The following is a 15,288-nucleotide window of genomic DNA, read 5'->3' on the forward strand; positions in this document are numbered from 1 at the left end:
TGACCTAACTTGTCCAAACTGCGGCATAGGAGATTTCTCCGTTGCCAGTTCAAGCAAATCTGGCAATGCTTTGGCCCTGGAGGTGGCAGATGGACCTGATGAGCTACACAGACCAGTGGCAGGCACAGCGGCAGCAACTCTTCAAATCCGTGCCGCCGGAAGGCCGCAAAGTCCGCTATCTGGACAAGGAGTTCCTGGTCTACCCCGACACCTTCTGGCCCTTCGCCGACAGCCTGCCGCTGGTCAGGAATTTCACGGTCGCGCCAGGCGAAACCGTGCTCGACGTGGGCACCGGCTCGGGCGTCATCGGCATCTTTGCCTGCTATCAGGGCGCCGGGCGGGTGGTGGGCGTGGACATCAACCCGGCGGCCATCCAAAGCGCCACCCACAACGCCCAGATGCACGGCTTTGCCGGCACCATGACAGCGCTGCAGTCCAATTTGTTCGAGGCGCTGGGCGACGAGCAGTTCGATGTCATCACCGCCAATCTGCCGTTTCGAAACAAGCCGGCACACGATGTGGTGGCCATGTCCCAGTGGGACACCGATTTCAAGACCAACACGCGCTTCTTCGAAGGCGTGGGCCGGCATTTGAAGCCCAAAGGGCGCATCTATTTCGTGCAGTCCAACTTCGGCGAAATCGAGGCCATGAAGCGCCTGGCGCAAACAGCGGGCCTGCAGACCAGGGAGCTGGCCAGCGAAGCCACGGACGAAACCGGGCGCCAGCAGTTCTTCGTCTACGAGATGACCTGGGCTTGATCGATTCCAGGAACCTGACGCATCGCCCCCCATGGACAGCCTGCTACTGGCCATCAAGGCGCGCCGCGCCGTCCCGCGCTCAGGCCTGAGAACGAGGGTCCGCAGGGTGGCCGTCATCCTGTGCGGCTCGCGCGGCGGATCCAGCCTCTTCAAGGAGGCCCTGGCCCTGCATCCGAGCATCGCTTCACTGGATGGGGAACTGGACCCGTTGCTGGCCTTGTCGGGCAACGGCTTCAATCAGAACTCCGACAGCGATGGCATCGAGCGGGTGGCCAATGTCGAGGAATTGAGCAGCAACATCCTGGACGAGGTTTCCTTTGCCTCGGCGGACCTCCTCGATACCGAGCTGCTGCTCAGGAAGTGGAAGAACCGGCTGCTGCTGCAGTTCCCGTCGCGTTTCCTGGACACCGCTGCCGAGCGGCGCCTGGAACAGTCGCTGGAGGCGGCCTTGGGCCAGTTCGAAGGCGGCGAGCGTCGCAGCGAAACCGAGCTCCAGGAACTTGTGCTCTCCGCCGTGTTCAGCGACGAGCCTTGGCGGATCAGCTACTACGACGGCAAGGCCAACCGCGGCGACGGCCGGCACTTCGACGAACCCTTGAAAATCGAGGAGCCGCCCTTCGTGGTACCCACGCTCAAGCGGCGGCCCTTCGGCTCGGCCGATGTGCGGGAATCGGTGCTGCTGTTCAAGGCGCCGTCCGACGCCTACCGCATCGGCATGTACGAGCAGTTGTTCCCCAACGCCGAGGTGAGCTACATCCATCTGACCCGGGGTTTCGCGCAGTCCATCAACGGCCTGATGGACGGCTGGCTCTACCCGCTGGGATTCTTCTCCCACGACCTCAGCAAGATCGGCTGCGAACTCGCCATCCCCGGCTATTCCGACACCGTGGCTTTCGGCCGCAAGTGGTGGAAGTTCGACCTGCCACCCAACTGGCTCCAGTTCACCCGGGCGAAGCTGGAAGAGGTGTGCCTGAACCAGTGGTACTCCATCCACGAAGCCATCCTGCAAAGCGGCGTCTGCACCCTGCGCGTGTCTTTTGAAGACTTCGTCGACAACCCCATCGCAACGCTGCGGTTGATCACCGACCATCTGGGCCTGCCCGCCATGGCCCCGCCAGATGCGCTGCCCATCAAGATGGCCACCGAACCACCGAGCTCCAAGCGCTGGCACAAAAGAAGCGCCTTGCTGCTGGACCTGGCTCAGCGGACCGAGGTGCGCGAGATGATGGACAGGCTTGGCTATCCCATGGAGCCCGACAGATGGCTGTGAATACAAGGCTTCTGCTGCCCTACCTGATGGGCCAGCGCCGCGACGGCCTGCGCCGCGTGCTCGACATCGACCGCCATCCCTGGGAAGTGCTGGCACCGGCACGGCAGCATGCGACGCGGATCGACGATCCCATCGCCAAGCTGGACAGCTTGGGGCACCTCTACGCCCTGCTGGCTGCTCGTGTCGCCGCGCTGGCCCGTAGCGGTCGTCGGCCAGTCAGCCTCGCCGGCGACTGTGTCTCCAGCTTGGGGCTACTGGCCGGGCTGCAGCAAGCCGGCCAGCCGCCCGAGCGTGTGCTCTGGCTGGATGCCCATGGCGACTTCCACACCTGGTCCAGCAGCCAGACCCAGTACATCGGCGGCATGCCCCTGGCCCTGTTCGTCGGACGGGTCGACCACGATCTCGACCCGCGCAGCCAGGCGGCACGCGCCTGCCTGGCCACCATCGGCGTGCAGGCCTATCCACAACAGCAAATCGTTCTCGCCGATGCCCGCGATCTCGACCCCGGCGAGCGCGAAGCGCTGCTCGGCTCCCAGATCCTGCGCTGCCCGCTCGACGAAGTGCTGGCACACCTGCAACCGCAGGAGCGCATCTACCTGCACTGGGACACCGACATCATCGACGACCCAACCCATATGCCTGCGCTCAAATACCATGTCCAGCGCGGCCCCAGTGCCGCGGACATGGCCGACTTCTTTGGCGCCCTGCGCGCGTACAACATCGTCGCCGTCTCCGTCTCTACTTGGCATGAGGAACAGGACGCCGACAACCGGACCGCCCAGGCCTGCCTGGAGATTTTGAACACGCTGCTCGACGCCTGAGGCCGCGCTGCCCGGTTGCCGTCAGAACGGCGTCGCCGTGTTGTCCTGCAAGCCCATCGCGCCCAGGGCCCCGACCTCCATCATGAGATGACCACCCAATACAGAGGGTGAGAAATCAGCCGTGCCGGCGGGCTTTTGCCCTTCGGTCCAGGCCTGCAGCGTCTCGGCCGCCATGGGCCGCGCCAGGAAATAGCCCTGCAGTTCGTCGCAGTGCAGCGCCAGCAGGATGTCGCGTTGCCCCTTGGTCTCCACACCCTCGGCGACGACGCGCAACCCCAGCTCATGGGCCAACTGGATGACGGCGCTGACGATGGCCTTGGCGTCGCTGCTGGTCTCGACGTCGGCAACGAAGCTGCGATCGATCTTGAGCTGGCGGGCGGGCAGCTGGCGCAGATAGCTGAGGCTGGAATAGCCGGTCCCGAAATCGTCGATGGAGAGAAACACGCCGATCCGGGCCAACTCCTCGAACGCGCGCTGCGTGCTTTTGAGATCCTCCATCGCGACGGACTCGGTGATTTCGCAAAGCAGTTGGGAGGGTTCGACCAAGTTCCTGGAAAGGGCCGCTTCGATCCGCGCCGCCAGGTCTTCCTCGCGCAGTTGATGCACCGACAGGTTGATCGCCACGCGCATGTGCAGCCCGATCTCGGCCCAGGCGTGCATCTGCCGGCAGGCCTCTTCGATGACCCAGCTGCCAAGGCCGTTGATGAGGCCGAAGCGCTCTGCGAGAGGGATGAACAGACCCGGGGCCAGCAGGCCGCGCTCCGGATGATTCCAGCGCAGCAGGGCTTCGACACCGCGGATCTGGCCATGCTGGCCATCGATCTTGGGTTGGTAATAGAGCTGCAGTTGCTCATGCTCGATGGCATGGCGAAGGTCGTTCAGCAGATTGAGCTGCTCCTGCGCACCTTCGTCCATATGCGCCTCGTACAGCGCATAGGTGCTGCCCCCGGCGCGTTTGGCGGTGTACATCGCGGCGTCCGCATGCATGACCAGCTTGTCGCCGTCACCGTGATCAGGGTAGGCGGCGATGCCAACCGATCCAGACAAGGCGACCCGGCGGCCGCCGATCTCCAGAGGTGCCGCCAGTGCCTCGATCAGGCGGCGGGCGAGGCTGACGCAGTCCACCAGGCTGCTGACGTCCTCCATCAACAGCACGAACTCGTCGCCACCGATGCGCGCCACCGTGTCGGCGTCGCGGGCCGCTGAACGCAGGCGCACGGCAACCTCCCTCAGCACCGCATCGCCGGCGGCRTGGCCGARCGAGTCGTTGACCGGCTTGAAGCCGTCSAGGTCGACAAACAGCACGGCCACTTTGCCGGCATTGCGCTCCGAGATCTGCTCGCCGTTGCGTGCGTGGCGCTGCAGCGCATGGGTCAGGCGGTCCTCGAACAGCATGCGATTGGGCAGGCCGGTGAGCGGATCCTGGAAGGCACGCCGGCGCAGCTCCTCGTTGGCCGTTTCCAGTTTCACGTTCGCGACCTTCAGCGAGCTGCGCATGCGGGCGTCGAGGGTCGAAGTGAACAAGGTCATCGCCAGCAACGCGACGGATGACACCGACACCATCATCCCGAGCTGCGGGCCTGCCAACGCGTCAGCGCTCAGGCAGACGGTGCCGGCCGGAAAACTCGCCGCAGCCATGCCCGTGTAGTGCATGCCGCAAATGGCGATGCCCATCACCAGCGCGGCCAGGGGCTGGAAGACCATGCCGCGCCTCTCCCCCATCTTGCGCAGCCAGAAGAAGATCAACAACGCCGCCGCCGACGCAGCGATCGCGATCAGCGCCGATGCCGCGACCAACAGCAAATTCCAGACGATGCCGGGCGACATGTCGAGCGCCGCCATGCCGGTGTAGTGCATCGCGCAGATGCCCAGCCCCATCGCGATGGCACCACCGGCCAGGCGGCGCCAGGTGAGCTCGCCTTGGCTCGCGACAAACAGGGCGATGGCCGACACGGCGACCCCGGCGACCCACGATGCCACTGTCAGCACCACGGTATAACCGAGCGGAATCGGCAGAGAGAAGGCAAGCATGCCCACGAAGTGCATGCACCAGATGCCGGTGCCCATCGCCAGCGAGCCTCCGACCCACCAATTCACGGCGACGCCGCGGTCACGGGTGCGGACCCGCTTGGCCAGATCAAGCGCAACATAGGACGCAAAGCTGGCGATCAGCAGCGACGCAGCGACCACCCACGGGGCGTAGCTGGAGGGCAGATATTGCATGGCTAACTGTTCGCCTCCCTGGCGCCAGATATCAGTGGGAGCCCACGGAACATGCAAGCCCCTTGGATTCCCGCAATCGCCGCTGACTCTACCCGCTTGGTCGTGGGCAGCCAACTCACGCTGGATGACGGCCATGCAGGCGGCATCGCGTTAGCATGGCCATCTCAAGCGTTGCATCGGGATGCCATGAAACACCGCCTCGTGACCGCCGCCCTCTTGCTGGCCGCCCTGGCCTGCTATGGCATTGGGCTGGATAGCGGCGCCACCGCCCTGCTGGCCCTCGGCGGCATCTTCGAGCTGGCGTTCTGGGCGCGCGCATTCCCCGGCTTTGGTGTCCTGTCCCGCACCCAGCGAAGGAGCCCGCAATGAAGTTCGATCTCCCAGGTTCTGCCCTTGGCCTGCTCGCAGGCTGCGCGGTCGCAACGAGCGCCGTCGCGGGTGCACCCGCGCGAACCCAACCGGTTGCGCCGGCCTCGATACCGGGCGACCCGGCTCAGACGGCCGAGCCGCGGCGCGGTGAAGACGCGGTTCGATGGGACCGCCTGGAGCCCGGCCCCCTGGAACGTTTGGCCAAGGACCGCACCACACCGAAAGCGCCGACGTTTCCCGCCGAACGCTGGTAACGCGAAGCTTCAGCCCACCGAGACCAGGCGGCGCGCCGCTGCGGCCGGTTCCCGCTCGCGGCGGGACGCTCGCGACTCACGGCCTTTGCGTTTCAACAGCTCCTGTATTCGCCGCAGGCTCCGCCGCATGGCGGCGATCTCCTCGCGGCCGGGGAAAGACACCCGCGGCATTGGCGGCGCTTCGGCAATTTCGGCCAACCGGGACCGATCAAAGCTCTGGGTCATGGCACGCTCCGGCAGTCGCAGCGAATGCCATCCTGGGCGCCCCATCCAAGCTGGGTTGTAGGACGCCGGCTCATCCCGCCGCCGCATCCCTAATCTGCGGACTCTGCATGGCGTAGGCCGACGCTTGCAGCACGGCGGGTACTTGTCCTTCATGCGCCCCGCTCCAACGGCACCACGATGGCGGTTTCATGGGCATTCCAGGAGACTTCCATGTCAGACGACAAGACCAAGACCGGTAGCCAGGACCGCAGCCGCATCAGCCTCAGCGAGGACTACGAGGTGCGCGACTGGGCCACGAAGTTCGGCGTGACGCCGGACGAGCTCAAGGCGGCCGTGAAGGCAGTCGGCAACGACGCCGCGGCTGTTGAGGCTCACTTGAAAGCCAGCAAGCGGTAACGCCGTGCGGGTCGCGACCTGGAACGTCAACAACGTCGCCAGGCGGCTCCGCGGCAAAAGGCGTCAACAAGTCATCGCGAGTAACTGGAAAGCACCAGATCTGGCCGTCGCCAGACGCAGCCGGCACTTGGATTGCCCCGCTTCCCAGCCAGCAACGGTACCGGCACTGCCGGGCTGGCGAAGCCCGATCAGTGCCTGATCCACCAGGAGTACGTCATGAGCATCCGCCGATTCACTTCATGGCAGACGCCGGTCCGCACGGCTGTTGCCGCAGCGGCCGTGGTCGCGATCGTGTTGCCCATCACCGCACAAACGCAGAGCGCCACGGAAATCTACCAACAGGAACGCGCCAATTGCCTGTCCGGCAACACCATCCAGTCGCGCGCCGACTGCCTCTACGAAGCTCGCTCCGTGCTGCGTGACCGGCGCGCTGGGGACCTCGAGCCCAGCGACACAAACGCTGTCGCCACGCCATCCGGGGATAGCGGCAGCATGGCCGCCCTGCCGGCGCGCGCAGACCGCCACTGAACCTCTTTCAGCCGGCTGCTGGCGCCCCATTGGCGCGCCGCCGCGTTACCTTGCATGCCCGTCGTGTCAGGAAAATATGACGGGCAGGGACACCTGCACCTCATCGGCACCACCGGCCGTGCAGCGCATGCGCTTGACGGCGGCCTGAACGTACTTGTGGTACTCCTTGGGGCCTGATTGCGGCAGCACGTCGACGACCTGGTTGCCGCGAATCTTGATCAACGTCTGCACCGTGCCCTTGAGACCGACGCGGTCGATGGCCTCTTCCAGCGCGGAGGCCAGCACGGCCTCGTAGCCTGGGCAGGCCAGGCTGATCTCGCGCTTGATGACGGCGGGCGCAGCGGGCGGCGGTGGTGCGGGCACAGGCGCGGGTGCTGCCGCCACGACAACCGTTTCCTTCGGCGGCTGCGCCTGCACGACCTGGATGGGCGCGGGCGGTGGCGCGACGGCGGGCACGACCTCGGGCGGCGGCACATAGGCCGGCGGTGGAGCGGCCTTCTGCACTGGCTCGATCTTGACGACCTTGGGCGGCGGCGGTGGGGGTGGTGGCGGCGGCAGCACCTCGGGCAGCAGCGCCATCTCGATGGGCTTCTTGATCGCATCGACGGCCTTGGACGCCAGGCCCGTCGTCAGCCCCCAGCCCAGCACGATGTGCAAGCCGACGACCAGGGCGATGCCGGTGCCGCGGTTGGCGCCGGCCGGCGGCTTCAGCTGCGAGCGCAGCGGTACCGTGGTGGCCAGAGGCGCTGGCGCAACGAGCCGGCGCGGCACGGCGCGGGTGTCGTCCAGCGTCAGGCCGCCGGAGATACCCGGTGAAAGAACTGCACTCATGAATCTCTCCTACTGCGAATCGTCGAGAAACTGCTCGCTGCCGGTCACGCCGAGCTTGGTCAGGCCGGCCTGGTGGGCCGCCGTCATGACGGCAGCGAAGTTGTCGTACTTGGCACCGGGCTGCGGGCGCACGTGAACCTCGGGCTGCGTGGCCTGCTTGCCGGCGGCGTCCAGGCGCTCACGCAGCGAGACTTGGTCGGCAAGGGCCTCGCCGTTCCACAGCACGGCATCCGGCGTGATGTCCAGCCGCACGACCTCGGGTGGCGTGGGCGGCGGCGCGCTGGGCGGTGCGATCGGCAGGTTGAGCTTGACGCTGTGCAGTTGCACCGGGATGGTGATGATGAGCATCACCAGCAGCACCAGCATCACGTCGATCAGCGGCGTGGTGTTGATGTCTGGCACGGGCAGGGCCGACGTGACCTGGCGGCGCACACGAGCCGCCTTGCGCAGAGGTCCCGCACTCATAGCGCCCTCGCTGGCGGCTCGGTGATGAAGCCAACCTTGGCAATGCCGGCGCGCTGGGCGGCCAGCAGCACTCGGCCTACAGGGGCGTAGTCGCTGCCGGCGTCACCGCGCACATGCACCTCGGGCTGGGGCTGCTGCTGGGCAATGCCCTTGAGCCGCTCGAACAGCGCGTCCTTGCTGGCCACGGGTGCATCGAACCAGTAGAGCTTGCCATCGCGTGCGACGGTGATGACCACGTCCTTCGGCTCGCTCTCGCGCACCTCGTTGCGCTGCTTGGGCAGCTCCACCGGCACCGAGAAGTTCACGACCGGGATGGTGATGAGGAAGATGATGAGCAGCACCAGCATGACGTCGACSAGCGGCGTCGTGTTGATGGACGAGACCGCCTCGTCGGCACCCTGCGCAATCTGGATGGCCATGGCGCAGTGCTCAGGCCAGGACGGGGCTCAGGCCCGCCGGCTGCTCCGCAGAGGCGGGCTCTTCGTGTGCCGAACCCAGCAGCACCGAGTGCAGCTCGCCGGAGAAGTCGCGCACGTCGTCCAGCACCAGTGCGTTGCGGCGCAGCAGCGCGTTGTAGCCCAGCACGGCAGGCACGGCGACGAACAAGCCGATGGCCGTCATGATCAACGCCTCACCCACCGGGCCGGCCACCTTGTCGATGGAGGCCTGGCCGGCCACGCCGATGGCGGTGAGCGCGTGATAGATGCCCCAGACCGTGCCCAGCAGGCCGACGAAGGGCGAGGTGGAGCCGACGGTGGCCAGCAGGCTCAGGCCCGTGGAGAGCTGGCGCTGCACGCGCTCGGTGGCGCGGTGCAGGGAGAGGTCCACCCAGTCAGCGAAGTCGACCTTGGCGCGCAGGCCGTGGTGGCGCTGCGTGGCCTCGAGGCTGGCTTCGGCGATGTAGCGGAAGGGGCTCTTCGGAGACAGCTTCTCGGCGCCCGCCTTGACGGTGCCGGCGCTCCAGAAATCCCGCTGCGCGGCACGCGACTGCACGCCCAGGCGGGCCTGCTGCAGCAGCTTGGTGATGATGACGTACCAGCTGCCCGCGCTCATCGCGACGAGGGTGAAGAGCACGACCTTGGTGACCGCGTCGCTCTTCTCCCAGACGGCGCCGACGCCATAGGGGTTGTCGCCCTGGGCCTGGGCGGCGCTGGCGATGAGGAGCAGGGCGAGCGGGGCGAGGGCGCGACGGGCAAAGATGGAGGCGTTCATCGGCGTGTGTGGAGTAAAGCAGAGGGACCGGGGCAGTGTGCGCAGCGCCCTGCGAAGCGCGAACTAAGCTTTTCGCGTTAGCTCATGCAGCGGCGTGAAGACGCGCGGGCATGGCCTCATGGGCAAGCTGCGGCGCGGCGTTACGCGCGGGCGCCAACAGGCCCAGGCGCTTCAAATGCGTGCGCAGCACATTGCGCGTGATGCCCAGCAACGCCGCGGTATGCACCTGGTTGTGGTGGCAGTGGCGGTAGGCGGCGCGGACCAATGCGGACTCGACGCGCGCGTGCAGCGCCTGGGGCGCCTCGTCGAAGAGCCGATCGAAAACGCGCTCCAGCACCTCCTCGGCCACCGCTTCCGCCGGCGGCGCAACGACCGCCGGCCCGGGCCGCGCCACCGCATGCAACTGCAGATCCTCGCGGGCGATGCTGCCGTCGCGGCAGATGATCAGCGCGTARTGGATGACGTTTTCCAGCTCGCGGATATTGCCGGGCCAGGCGTAGCCGAGCAGTGCGTCGCGCGCATCCGCGCTGAGGCGCACCTGCGTGAGCCCGAGGCGGCGGCTGTAGACCTCGATGAAATGCTCGGCCAGTGCAAGGATGTCGCCCGGCCGCTGGGCCAGCGGTGCGAGTTGCAGCGTGGCGACGCTGAGTCGGTAGTAGAGGTCGGCGCGGAAGTGGCCGGCCGCCACGGCCTGCTCCAGCCGCACATTGGTGGCGGCCACGAGGCGCACGCGCACGTCGATGGGCTTGCGCGAGCCGATGCGCACGACCTGGCGTTCCTGCAGCACGCGCAGCAGCTTGACCTGCACGGACGGCGGCAGGTCGCCCACCTCGTCGAGGAACAGCGTGCCGTCGGCGGCGGCCTCGAACCAGCCCGCGCGCGCGCTGGTGGCGCCCGTGTAGGCACCGGCTTCATGGCCAAAGAGCTCGGCTTCGACCAGCTGCTCGGTGAAGGCGCCGCAGTTGACGGCCAGGAAGGGGCCGCGGCGGCCGCTGCTGTTGTGGATGTGGCGGGCGATCAGCTCCTTGCCGGTGCCGGTCTCGCCAATGATCAGCACGGTGGCGTCGCTCGCCGCCACGCGCTCGGCCTGGGCCAGCAGCGCACGCGAGGCCGGGTCGTCGAAGACCAGCGCCTTGGCGCGGATCGACAGCACCTGGTGCTGGGAGTCGGGGAAGGTGAGCAGGCGTGTCATTGCCCGGCACTCTAGGCACCGCCCGCCAAAGAGGGAACGCCGCTTTGCGCAGATGGATATGCGCTCAGCGCGGCGACCACCCCCTACATCGTCAGTACTTCCAGCTCAAGGTGGCGCTGACGCTGCGCGGTGCGGCGTAGTAGGCCTGGTCCCATTTCAGGCTGCCGAGGTAGGTCGTGTCGGCCACGTTGTTGACGGCGAGGCCGGCGCTCCACTGCCTGTTGAACTCCCAGCCGGCGTTCAGGTCGACGACGGCGTAGGCCTTTTGCCTGACGACCTGCGCCGGGTCGCTGATCTCGCTCTGCCAGCGCACGGCGGCGCCGAGCTTGAGCTGGGGCAGCAGCTGGTAGGTGGAGCTCAGGCGCAGCACGCGGCGCGGGATGTAGCGGTTGACGTCTTCACCGCTGCTGCCCTTCAGGCGCAGCTGCGTCCAGCCGCCGGCAATGCGCCAGTCGGGCGTCAGCTTGCCGGACAGCTCCAGCTCATAGCCGGTGCTGGTGGCGGTGATGCCCTCGTAATAGGCGCTGAAGTCGGGGCGGGTGCCAGCCTGCACCGGCACGTTCTGCTGGCGGGTGCGGAAGACGGCGGCGCTGGCGTTGAGCTGGCCATCGAGCCATTCGGTCTTGATGCCGGCCTCGAGGTTGCTGCCCTCCAGCGGGCCCAGCGGCTTGCGGTTGATGTCGGCTTCGAGCTGCGGGTTGAAGACCTCGGCGTAGCTCGCGTAGGCGCTGGTGCTGGCGCTCAGGTCCAGCACGGCGCCGAGATAGGGTTTGACGGCGCTGTGGCTGTAGGCCTGCTCGACGCCGTAGCTCATGCCGCTGTTGCGCACGCGGGTGGCGTTGAAGCCTGTCACCAGTTTGAGCGCGTCGCTGACGCTGAACTGGGCGGCGGCGTAAGCGCTCTCGCGGCGGCGCGACACGTCGGAGCCGTCGGTCGACGCGCCGAAGGCCGGCTTGGGGAAGGCACCGTTCCAACCCTGCAGGCCGGGCACGGCCGCGCCGATATTGCCGGCGTAGAGCGAGAGCTCGCTGAGCGTCTGGCGGCCGCCGTTGAGGCCGAGCATCAGCTGGTGCTCGCGGCCGAACAGGCTGAACGGGCCGGAGACGTAGACGTCGGCGACGCTGTCCACGTATTTGCCGTCGAAGGCCGAGGGGTAGGCGTACAGCCCACTGTCCGGCACGCCGCCGGGGTTGGGCGTGCCATAGACGTAGAAGAGCTCGCTGGGCGTGCTGCGGCTGCGCCGCGAGGCGGTGGCGCGCGCCTGCCAGCCGCCGCCGAGGTCGTGGCTCAGTTCGGCAAAGGCTTCGGTGTCGCGGTTGGTCCACCAGGCCCAGTCGGCCGCCGAGCTGGTGTTGCGCGAGTAGTCGATGCGCTTGCCGGTGCTGTCCACCATCGGCAACGCGCCCCACATCGGGCTGTCGGCCTTGCTGCGCTGGGCGTTGAGGCCGACAGTCAGCAGGGTGTTGCGACCGATGTCCAGCTCCAGCACGCCGTAGCCCAGGCTGCGGTGCTGGCTGTAACGGTCAAGCCAGCTGTCCTTGTCTTCGTCGGCGAGCACGAAGCGGCCGCGCAGCGAACCGTCGCCATTCAGGCTGCCACTCACATCGGCTTCGACGCGATGCTGGTTCCACGAGCCCAGCGTCAGCGCGGCGCTGGCGGCGAAGGCCTTGCTGGCGGCGCGCTTGCGGATGAAGTTGACCGTGGCCGACGGGTTGCCCGTGCCGGCGAGCAGGCCGGTGGCGCCGCGCAACACCTCCACGCGCTCGAAGGCGGCGGTGTCCAGCGCGCCCCATTGCGCGCCGTTGGCGAAAGGCAGGCCGAGGCCGTCGACCTGGAAGTTCTGGATGTCGAAGCCGCGCGCGCTGAAATAGGTGCGGTCGGTTTCGACGCGTTCGACCAGCACGCCCGGGGTCAGGTCCAGCAGCTTGTTGACGTCGGTGAGGCCGAAATCGCGGATCTGCTGCTGGCCGATGACGGTGACGGACTGCGGCGTCTCGCGCAGTGTCATCTCCAGCCGGGTGGCGCCGCTGCTGCTCTTCTCGTCGTCCGCGGCCTTGGCCTGCACGCGCACGGTGGGCAGGATCGCGCCGGCGGCCTCCACCGGGGTCTGCAGCGCCAGGGCGGCGCCTGCGGCCAAGGCCAACGGGGAGAGGATCAGGGCGGTCTTTGATTTCATGCTTCTGAAGGACGCAGGGCGGGAGCGGAAGGCGCTTGGGGTGCGTGGCGGCGGGCGCGCGCCTTGCGCAGCCAGATCAACACGCCGGTGACGGAAAGCACGGCGATGGCCAGCCCCAGGGCGGACACGAGGATGCGGCCGGGCAGGCCCAGGATGCGGCCGGAGTGAATCGGGAACTGGGCCTGCAGATAGAGGTCGCCCGCCGTGCCCTCGCCGGGGATCAGCGCGCCGGCCGGGCTGGCGTCGCGGCCGTCGATGTAGATCCAGGGGTTGCCGAGGCCGCCGTCGCCGTGGTCATTGCCGGGCTGAAAGAAGCCGACGCCGTAGACGCCGTATTCCGCGGCATAGAAGATGCCGCCGGCCGGCGCTTTCAGGCCGCGCTCGCGCGCTTGGGCCTGTGCGGCCGCCAGGGCCTGGGCGCGGGTCAGCGTCGGCACGATGGGCTTGGCGCTGGGTTGGCGGGTCTCGAAGGCGCTGGGCGTGATGCGCGAGACCGCCGACACCAGCGGCACGACGACCTGCTGGCGCAGATTCATCGCCACCGAGGTCAGCGCGATGACGAGCACCAAGAGCCACAGCCACACGCCGCCGCTGCGATGCAGGTCGAAGGTCAGCGCATGGCCGCCCTTGGCCCAGCGGAAGGCGAAGGACTTGCGCCAATGGCGCCGGCTGGGGAAGGACAGATAGATGGCAACGAAGCAGTCCAGCACCCAGACCAGGCCGATCAGCCCCATCAGCCAGATGCCCCAGGCGATGCTGCCGGACTCCGGCAGGTGCAGGCTGTAGTGCAGCGCGTACAGGAAGGGCAGCAGGTTCTCGCGCGACAGCGACAAGGCGCCCCATTGCCGGCGGGCCTGCACGGCGCCGGTGGCGGGGTCGACGGCGAGCTGGTTGAAGCCCAGCGGTTTTTCAGGATCAAGTGGGTCGACCATGGCCAGCAGCGTGTGGCCGGCCTCCGCCTGCAATGGGAGGTAGCGCACCCGCAGTCGCGGGTCGGCGGCCTCGAGCGCATCGGCAAGCTCCAGCGCCGGGCGGGCCATTCCCGCGGTGCTGGCCTCGAAGAACTGCGGATTGAGCGCGGCGTCCAGCTCGTGGTCGAAGGCGATGACCGCGCCGGTCAGTCCGGCGATGAACAGAAAAACCGCCGCCGCCAGGCCGAACCAGCGGTGCAGGAGAACCAGTAACGCACGCATAAGCAGCCATGCTAGCACTCAAATGCGAATCATTTGTATTCGCATTTGATCGAACACTGACTTACGCCCCCTCTGGGTGGACGAGGGCAAACTCGGCGGCGCCTTGAAGCCTTTGACGTCATGAACCGCCGCCTTGTTGCCCTCACCGTCACCCTGCTCGCCGTCCTGCCGCTGGCCACCTGTGCCGTCTTGAGCCGCATCTCCGACGGCCATCTCGACATCGAGCAGGCCGAGCTCCAGGCCCGCATCGCGCCGCGCTTCCCGACGCATCACTGCAAGCTCCTCATCGCCTGCCTGGACCTGTCCAACCCCGTCGTCGTGCTGACCGAGGGCGAGGACCGCATCGGCCTGACGGCAGACGCCAAGGTCGTGCTCGGCACCCGCGAGCGCACCGGCCGCGTCGGCTTCTCCGGCCGGCCGCGCTATGTGCCGGCCGAGGGCCAGCTCTTCCTGGACGACGTGCAGATCACGACGCTGGAGTTCGCCGGCTTGCCAGAGGAGTACGCCGCGATCGTGAAGTTGCAAGGGCCGGGGATGATCAACGCACAGCTGCAGGCTCGCCCCGTCTACACCATCGATGCGAGCACGGCCAAGGGCGCGCTGGCGAAGATGGCCGTGCGGGATGTGAAGGTGGTGAATGGGAAGCTGAGGGTCAGCTTCTCGCAGTAGGGTCGGTAGCAACAGGGCAGCAGGCTCCCGTTGTCTTCACGGCGTCCGCTGGGCATCATCGGTGCCAGCGCTTGCCAGCACGGTGAGCGCATGGCAGCAACCCGAGGGAGACCGACATGGGAATGAACGTTGCAACGATGCCTGGCAGTGGCGAACCCGAGACCCTGATGGACGTCAACACGACGCCCTTGATCGACGTGATGCTGGTGCTGTTGGTGATGCTCATCCTCACCATCCCGACCCAGCTGCATTCGATCAGCCTGGACATCGGGCTGGGCGGCAAGTCACAACCCAAGCCGGTCATCCACACCGTCGCCATCGACTTCGACGGCACGGTCTACTGGGACGACCAGCCCCTGGCCAACCGCGCCGCCGTCGACGCCAAGATGCAGGAAGTGGGCGCGCTCGCCGAGGCCAATCAGCCCGAGGTGCACATCAAGCCGAACAAGTTGGTGGACTACAGCGCCTTCGCTGCCGTGATGGCCTCCGCGCAGCGCCACAGCGTCAAGAAGCTGGGCGTGGCGGGGAACGAGCAGTTCAGCAGCTAGACGGCGACGAGCGCGAAACCGAGGCTTGGGATGCCACTGCCGCGCGCAGGGCGGTATGGGTATCGGGCGCGAGGCCGCTATCAAGCTCGCAACGCGCGCCCCCAGCGACCTTGGCCGCTACGGCGATGCCATGCAGCCCCGACCGTTCGGCGTTGAGC

18 protein-coding genes are annotated in these 15,288 nt (G+C 67.4%); 9 read left to right on the forward strand and 9 right to left on the reverse strand.

Annotated features, from left to right (window positions below; all coding sequences use genetic code 11):
- Positions 1–89 precede the first annotated feature (89 nt).
- From ACXJKM_RS08595 to ACXJKM_RS08605, 3 genes are read left to right on the forward strand one after another with little or no spacing between them, the layout of a single operon-like run.
- Positions 90–758: a methyltransferase gene (locus ACXJKM_RS08595; protein WP_457351635.1), complete on the forward strand. Its 669-nt coding sequence runs from the start codon at positions 90–92 to the stop codon at positions 756–758.
- Positions 759–789: 31 nt separating this feature from the next.
- Positions 790–2,028 (forward strand): hypothetical protein, encoded by a 1,239-nt coding sequence (locus ACXJKM_RS08600; protein WP_457351637.1) that lies wholly within the window; start codon positions 790–792, stop codon positions 2,026–2,028.
- On the forward strand, positions 2,025–2,849 hold the full coding sequence (locus ACXJKM_RS08605) for an arginase family protein (protein WP_457351639.1): 825 nt from the start codon (positions 2,025–2,027) through the stop codon (positions 2,847–2,849). The genes ACXJKM_RS08600 and ACXJKM_RS08605 overlap by 4 nt, the downstream gene beginning before the upstream one ends.
- A gap of 21 nt (positions 2,850–2,870) precedes the next feature.
- On the opposite strand, the gene ACXJKM_RS08610 is transcribed toward ACXJKM_RS08605, so the two are convergent.
- Positions 2,871–5,072 (reverse strand): putative bifunctional diguanylate cyclase/phosphodiesterase, encoded by a 2,202-nt coding sequence (locus tag ACXJKM_RS08610; protein ID WP_457351886.1) that lies wholly within the window; start codon positions 5,070–5,072, stop codon positions 2,871–2,873.
- Between the two features lie 186 nt (positions 5,073–5,258).
- Between ACXJKM_RS08610 and ACXJKM_RS08615 the strand changes: the two genes are divergently transcribed.
- Both ACXJKM_RS08615 and ACXJKM_RS08620 read left to right on the forward strand, forming a co-directional pair.
- Positions 5,259–5,441 (forward strand): hypothetical protein, encoded by a 183-nt coding sequence (locus ACXJKM_RS08615; RefSeq protein WP_056193870.1) that lies wholly within the window; start codon positions 5,259–5,261, stop codon positions 5,439–5,441.
- Positions 5,438–5,695, forward strand: a complete 258-nt coding sequence (locus tag ACXJKM_RS08620) for a hypothetical protein (RefSeq protein ID WP_457351641.1) — start codon at positions 5,438–5,440, stop codon at positions 5,693–5,695. The genes ACXJKM_RS08615 and ACXJKM_RS08620 overlap by 4 nt, the downstream gene beginning before the upstream one ends.
- A 9-nt stretch (positions 5,696–5,704) precedes the next feature.
- Here the strand turns inward: ACXJKM_RS08620 and ACXJKM_RS08625 are convergent, their stop codons facing one another.
- Positions 5,705–5,920 (reverse strand): hypothetical protein, encoded by a 216-nt coding sequence (locus tag ACXJKM_RS08625; protein ID WP_457351643.1) that lies wholly within the window; start codon positions 5,918–5,920, stop codon positions 5,705–5,707.
- A 210-nt stretch (positions 5,921–6,130) separates the two neighbouring features.
- Between ACXJKM_RS08625 and ACXJKM_RS08630 the strand changes: the two genes are divergently transcribed.
- Together ACXJKM_RS08630 and ACXJKM_RS08635 are read left to right on the forward strand one after the other, a co-directional pair.
- Positions 6,131–6,316 carry a DUF3606 domain-containing protein gene (locus ACXJKM_RS08630; protein ID WP_457351645.1) on the forward strand — a complete coding sequence of 62 codons (186 nt, stop codon included), beginning with the start codon at positions 6,131–6,133 and terminating at the stop codon, positions 6,314–6,316.
- Between the two features lie 216 nt (positions 6,317–6,532).
- A complete protein-coding gene (locus ACXJKM_RS08635; RefSeq protein ID WP_457351647.1) occupies positions 6,533–6,844 on the forward strand; it encodes a hypothetical protein in 312 nt (103 codons plus the stop codon).
- A 66-nt stretch (positions 6,845–6,910) separates the two neighbouring features.
- Here the strand turns inward: ACXJKM_RS08635 and ACXJKM_RS08640 are convergent, their stop codons facing one another.
- The 7 genes from ACXJKM_RS08640 to ACXJKM_RS08670 form a co-directional block, all read right to left on the reverse strand.
- Positions 6,911–7,675 carry a hypothetical protein gene (locus tag ACXJKM_RS08640; RefSeq protein WP_457351649.1) on the reverse strand — a complete coding sequence of 255 codons (765 nt, stop codon included), beginning with the start codon at positions 7,673–7,675 and terminating at the stop codon, positions 6,911–6,913.
- A 9-nt stretch (positions 7,676–7,684) separates the two neighbouring features.
- Positions 7,685–8,140 (reverse strand): ExbD/TolR family protein, encoded by a 456-nt coding sequence (locus tag ACXJKM_RS08645; RefSeq protein ID WP_457351651.1) that lies wholly within the window; start codon positions 8,138–8,140, stop codon positions 7,685–7,687.
- Entirely contained in the window at positions 8,137–8,559 is a 423-nt protein-coding gene (locus ACXJKM_RS08650) for an ExbD/TolR family protein (RefSeq protein WP_457351653.1), read from the reverse strand. The genes ACXJKM_RS08645 and ACXJKM_RS08650 overlap by 4 nt, the downstream gene beginning before the upstream one ends.
- Before the next feature lie 10 nt (positions 8,560–8,569).
- A complete protein-coding gene (locus tag ACXJKM_RS08655; protein ID WP_457351655.1) occupies positions 8,570–9,352 on the reverse strand; it encodes a MotA/TolQ/ExbB proton channel family protein in 783 nt (260 codons plus the stop codon).
- An 82-nt stretch (positions 9,353–9,434) separates the two neighbouring features.
- Positions 9,435–10,544, reverse strand: a complete 1,110-nt coding sequence (locus tag ACXJKM_RS08660) for a sigma-54 interaction domain-containing protein (protein WP_082532471.1) — start codon at positions 10,542–10,544, stop codon at positions 9,435–9,437.
- Between the two features lie 91 nt (positions 10,545–10,635).
- The gene (locus tag ACXJKM_RS08665) at positions 10,636–12,720 is read right to left on the reverse strand and encodes a TonB-dependent siderophore receptor (protein ID WP_457351657.1); all 2,085 of its coding nucleotides are present in this window, start codon (positions 12,718–12,720) and stop codon (positions 10,636–10,638) included.
- Positions 12,717–13,913, reverse strand: a complete 1,197-nt coding sequence (locus tag ACXJKM_RS08670; protein WP_457351659.1) for a PepSY-associated TM helix domain-containing protein — start codon at positions 13,911–13,913, stop codon at positions 12,717–12,719. The genes ACXJKM_RS08665 and ACXJKM_RS08670 overlap by 4 nt, the downstream gene beginning before the upstream one ends.
- A 120-nt stretch (positions 13,914–14,033) precedes the next feature.
- On the opposite strand from ACXJKM_RS08670, the gene ACXJKM_RS08675 reads away from it, so the two are divergent.
- Both ACXJKM_RS08675 and ACXJKM_RS08680 read left to right on the forward strand, forming a co-directional pair.
- On the forward strand, positions 14,034–14,582 hold the full coding sequence (locus ACXJKM_RS08675) for a DUF1439 domain-containing protein (protein ID WP_457351661.1): 549 nt from the start codon (positions 14,034–14,036) through the stop codon (positions 14,580–14,582).
- Positions 14,583–14,698: 116 nt separating this feature from the next.
- Complete coding sequence (locus ACXJKM_RS08680; RefSeq protein WP_457351663.1) at positions 14,699–15,130, forward strand: ExbD/TolR family protein; 432 nt, start codon at positions 14,699–14,701, stop codon at positions 15,128–15,130.
- The last annotated feature ends 158 nt before the right edge of the window (positions 15,131–15,288 follow it).

The organism is Roseateles sp. P5_D6, assembly GCF_054049415.1.

Bases quoted from the DNA above. Each gene is read 5' to 3' on its own strand.
- ACXJKM_RS08600 (WP_457351637.1), top strand. From the start codon at position 790: ATGGACAGCCTGCTACTGGCCATCAAGGCGCGCCGCGCCGTCCCGCGC.
- ACXJKM_RS08595 (WP_457351635.1), top strand. From the start codon at position 90: ATGGACCTGATGAGCTACACAGACCAGTGGCAGGCACAGCGGCAGCAA.
- ACXJKM_RS08630 (WP_457351645.1), top strand. From the start codon at position 6,131: ATGTCAGACGACAAGACCAAGACCGGTAGCCAGGACCGCAGCCGCATC.
- ACXJKM_RS08625 (WP_457351643.1), bottom strand. From the start codon at position 5,920: ATGACCCAGAGCTTTGATCGGTCCCGGTTGGCCGAAATTGCCGAAGCG.
- ACXJKM_RS08640 (WP_457351649.1), bottom strand. From the start codon at position 7,675: ATGAGTGCAGTTCTTTCACCGGGTATCTCCGGCGGCCTGACGCTGGAC.
- ACXJKM_RS08635 (WP_457351647.1), top strand. From the start codon at position 6,533: ATGAGCATCCGCCGATTCACTTCATGGCAGACGCCGGTCCGCACGGCT.
- ACXJKM_RS08675 (WP_457351661.1), top strand. From the start codon at position 14,034: ATGAACCGCCGCCTTGTTGCCCTCACCGTCACCCTGCTCGCCGTCCTG.
- ACXJKM_RS08670 (WP_457351659.1), bottom strand. From the start codon at position 13,913: ATGCGTGCGTTACTGGTTCTCCTGCACCGCTGGTTCGGCCTGGCGGCG.
- ACXJKM_RS08645 (WP_457351651.1), bottom strand. From the start codon at position 8,140: ATGAGTGCGGGACCTCTGCGCAAGGCGGCTCGTGTGCGCCGCCAGGTC.
- ACXJKM_RS08615 (WP_056193870.1), top strand. From the start codon at position 5,259: ATGAAACACCGCCTCGTGACCGCCGCCCTCTTGCTGGCCGCCCTGGCC.
- ACXJKM_RS08655 (WP_457351655.1), bottom strand. From the start codon at position 9,352: ATGAACGCCTCCATCTTTGCCCGTCGCGCCCTCGCCCCGCTCGCCCTG.
- ACXJKM_RS08620 (WP_457351641.1), top strand. From the start codon at position 5,438: ATGAAGTTCGATCTCCCAGGTTCTGCCCTTGGCCTGCTCGCAGGCTGC.
- ACXJKM_RS08680 (WP_457351663.1), top strand. From the start codon at position 14,699: ATGGGAATGAACGTTGCAACGATGCCTGGCAGTGGCGAACCCGAGACC.
- ACXJKM_RS08665 (WP_457351657.1), bottom strand. From the start codon at position 12,720: ATGAAATCAAAGACCGCCCTGATCCTCTCCCCGTTGGCCTTGGCCGCA.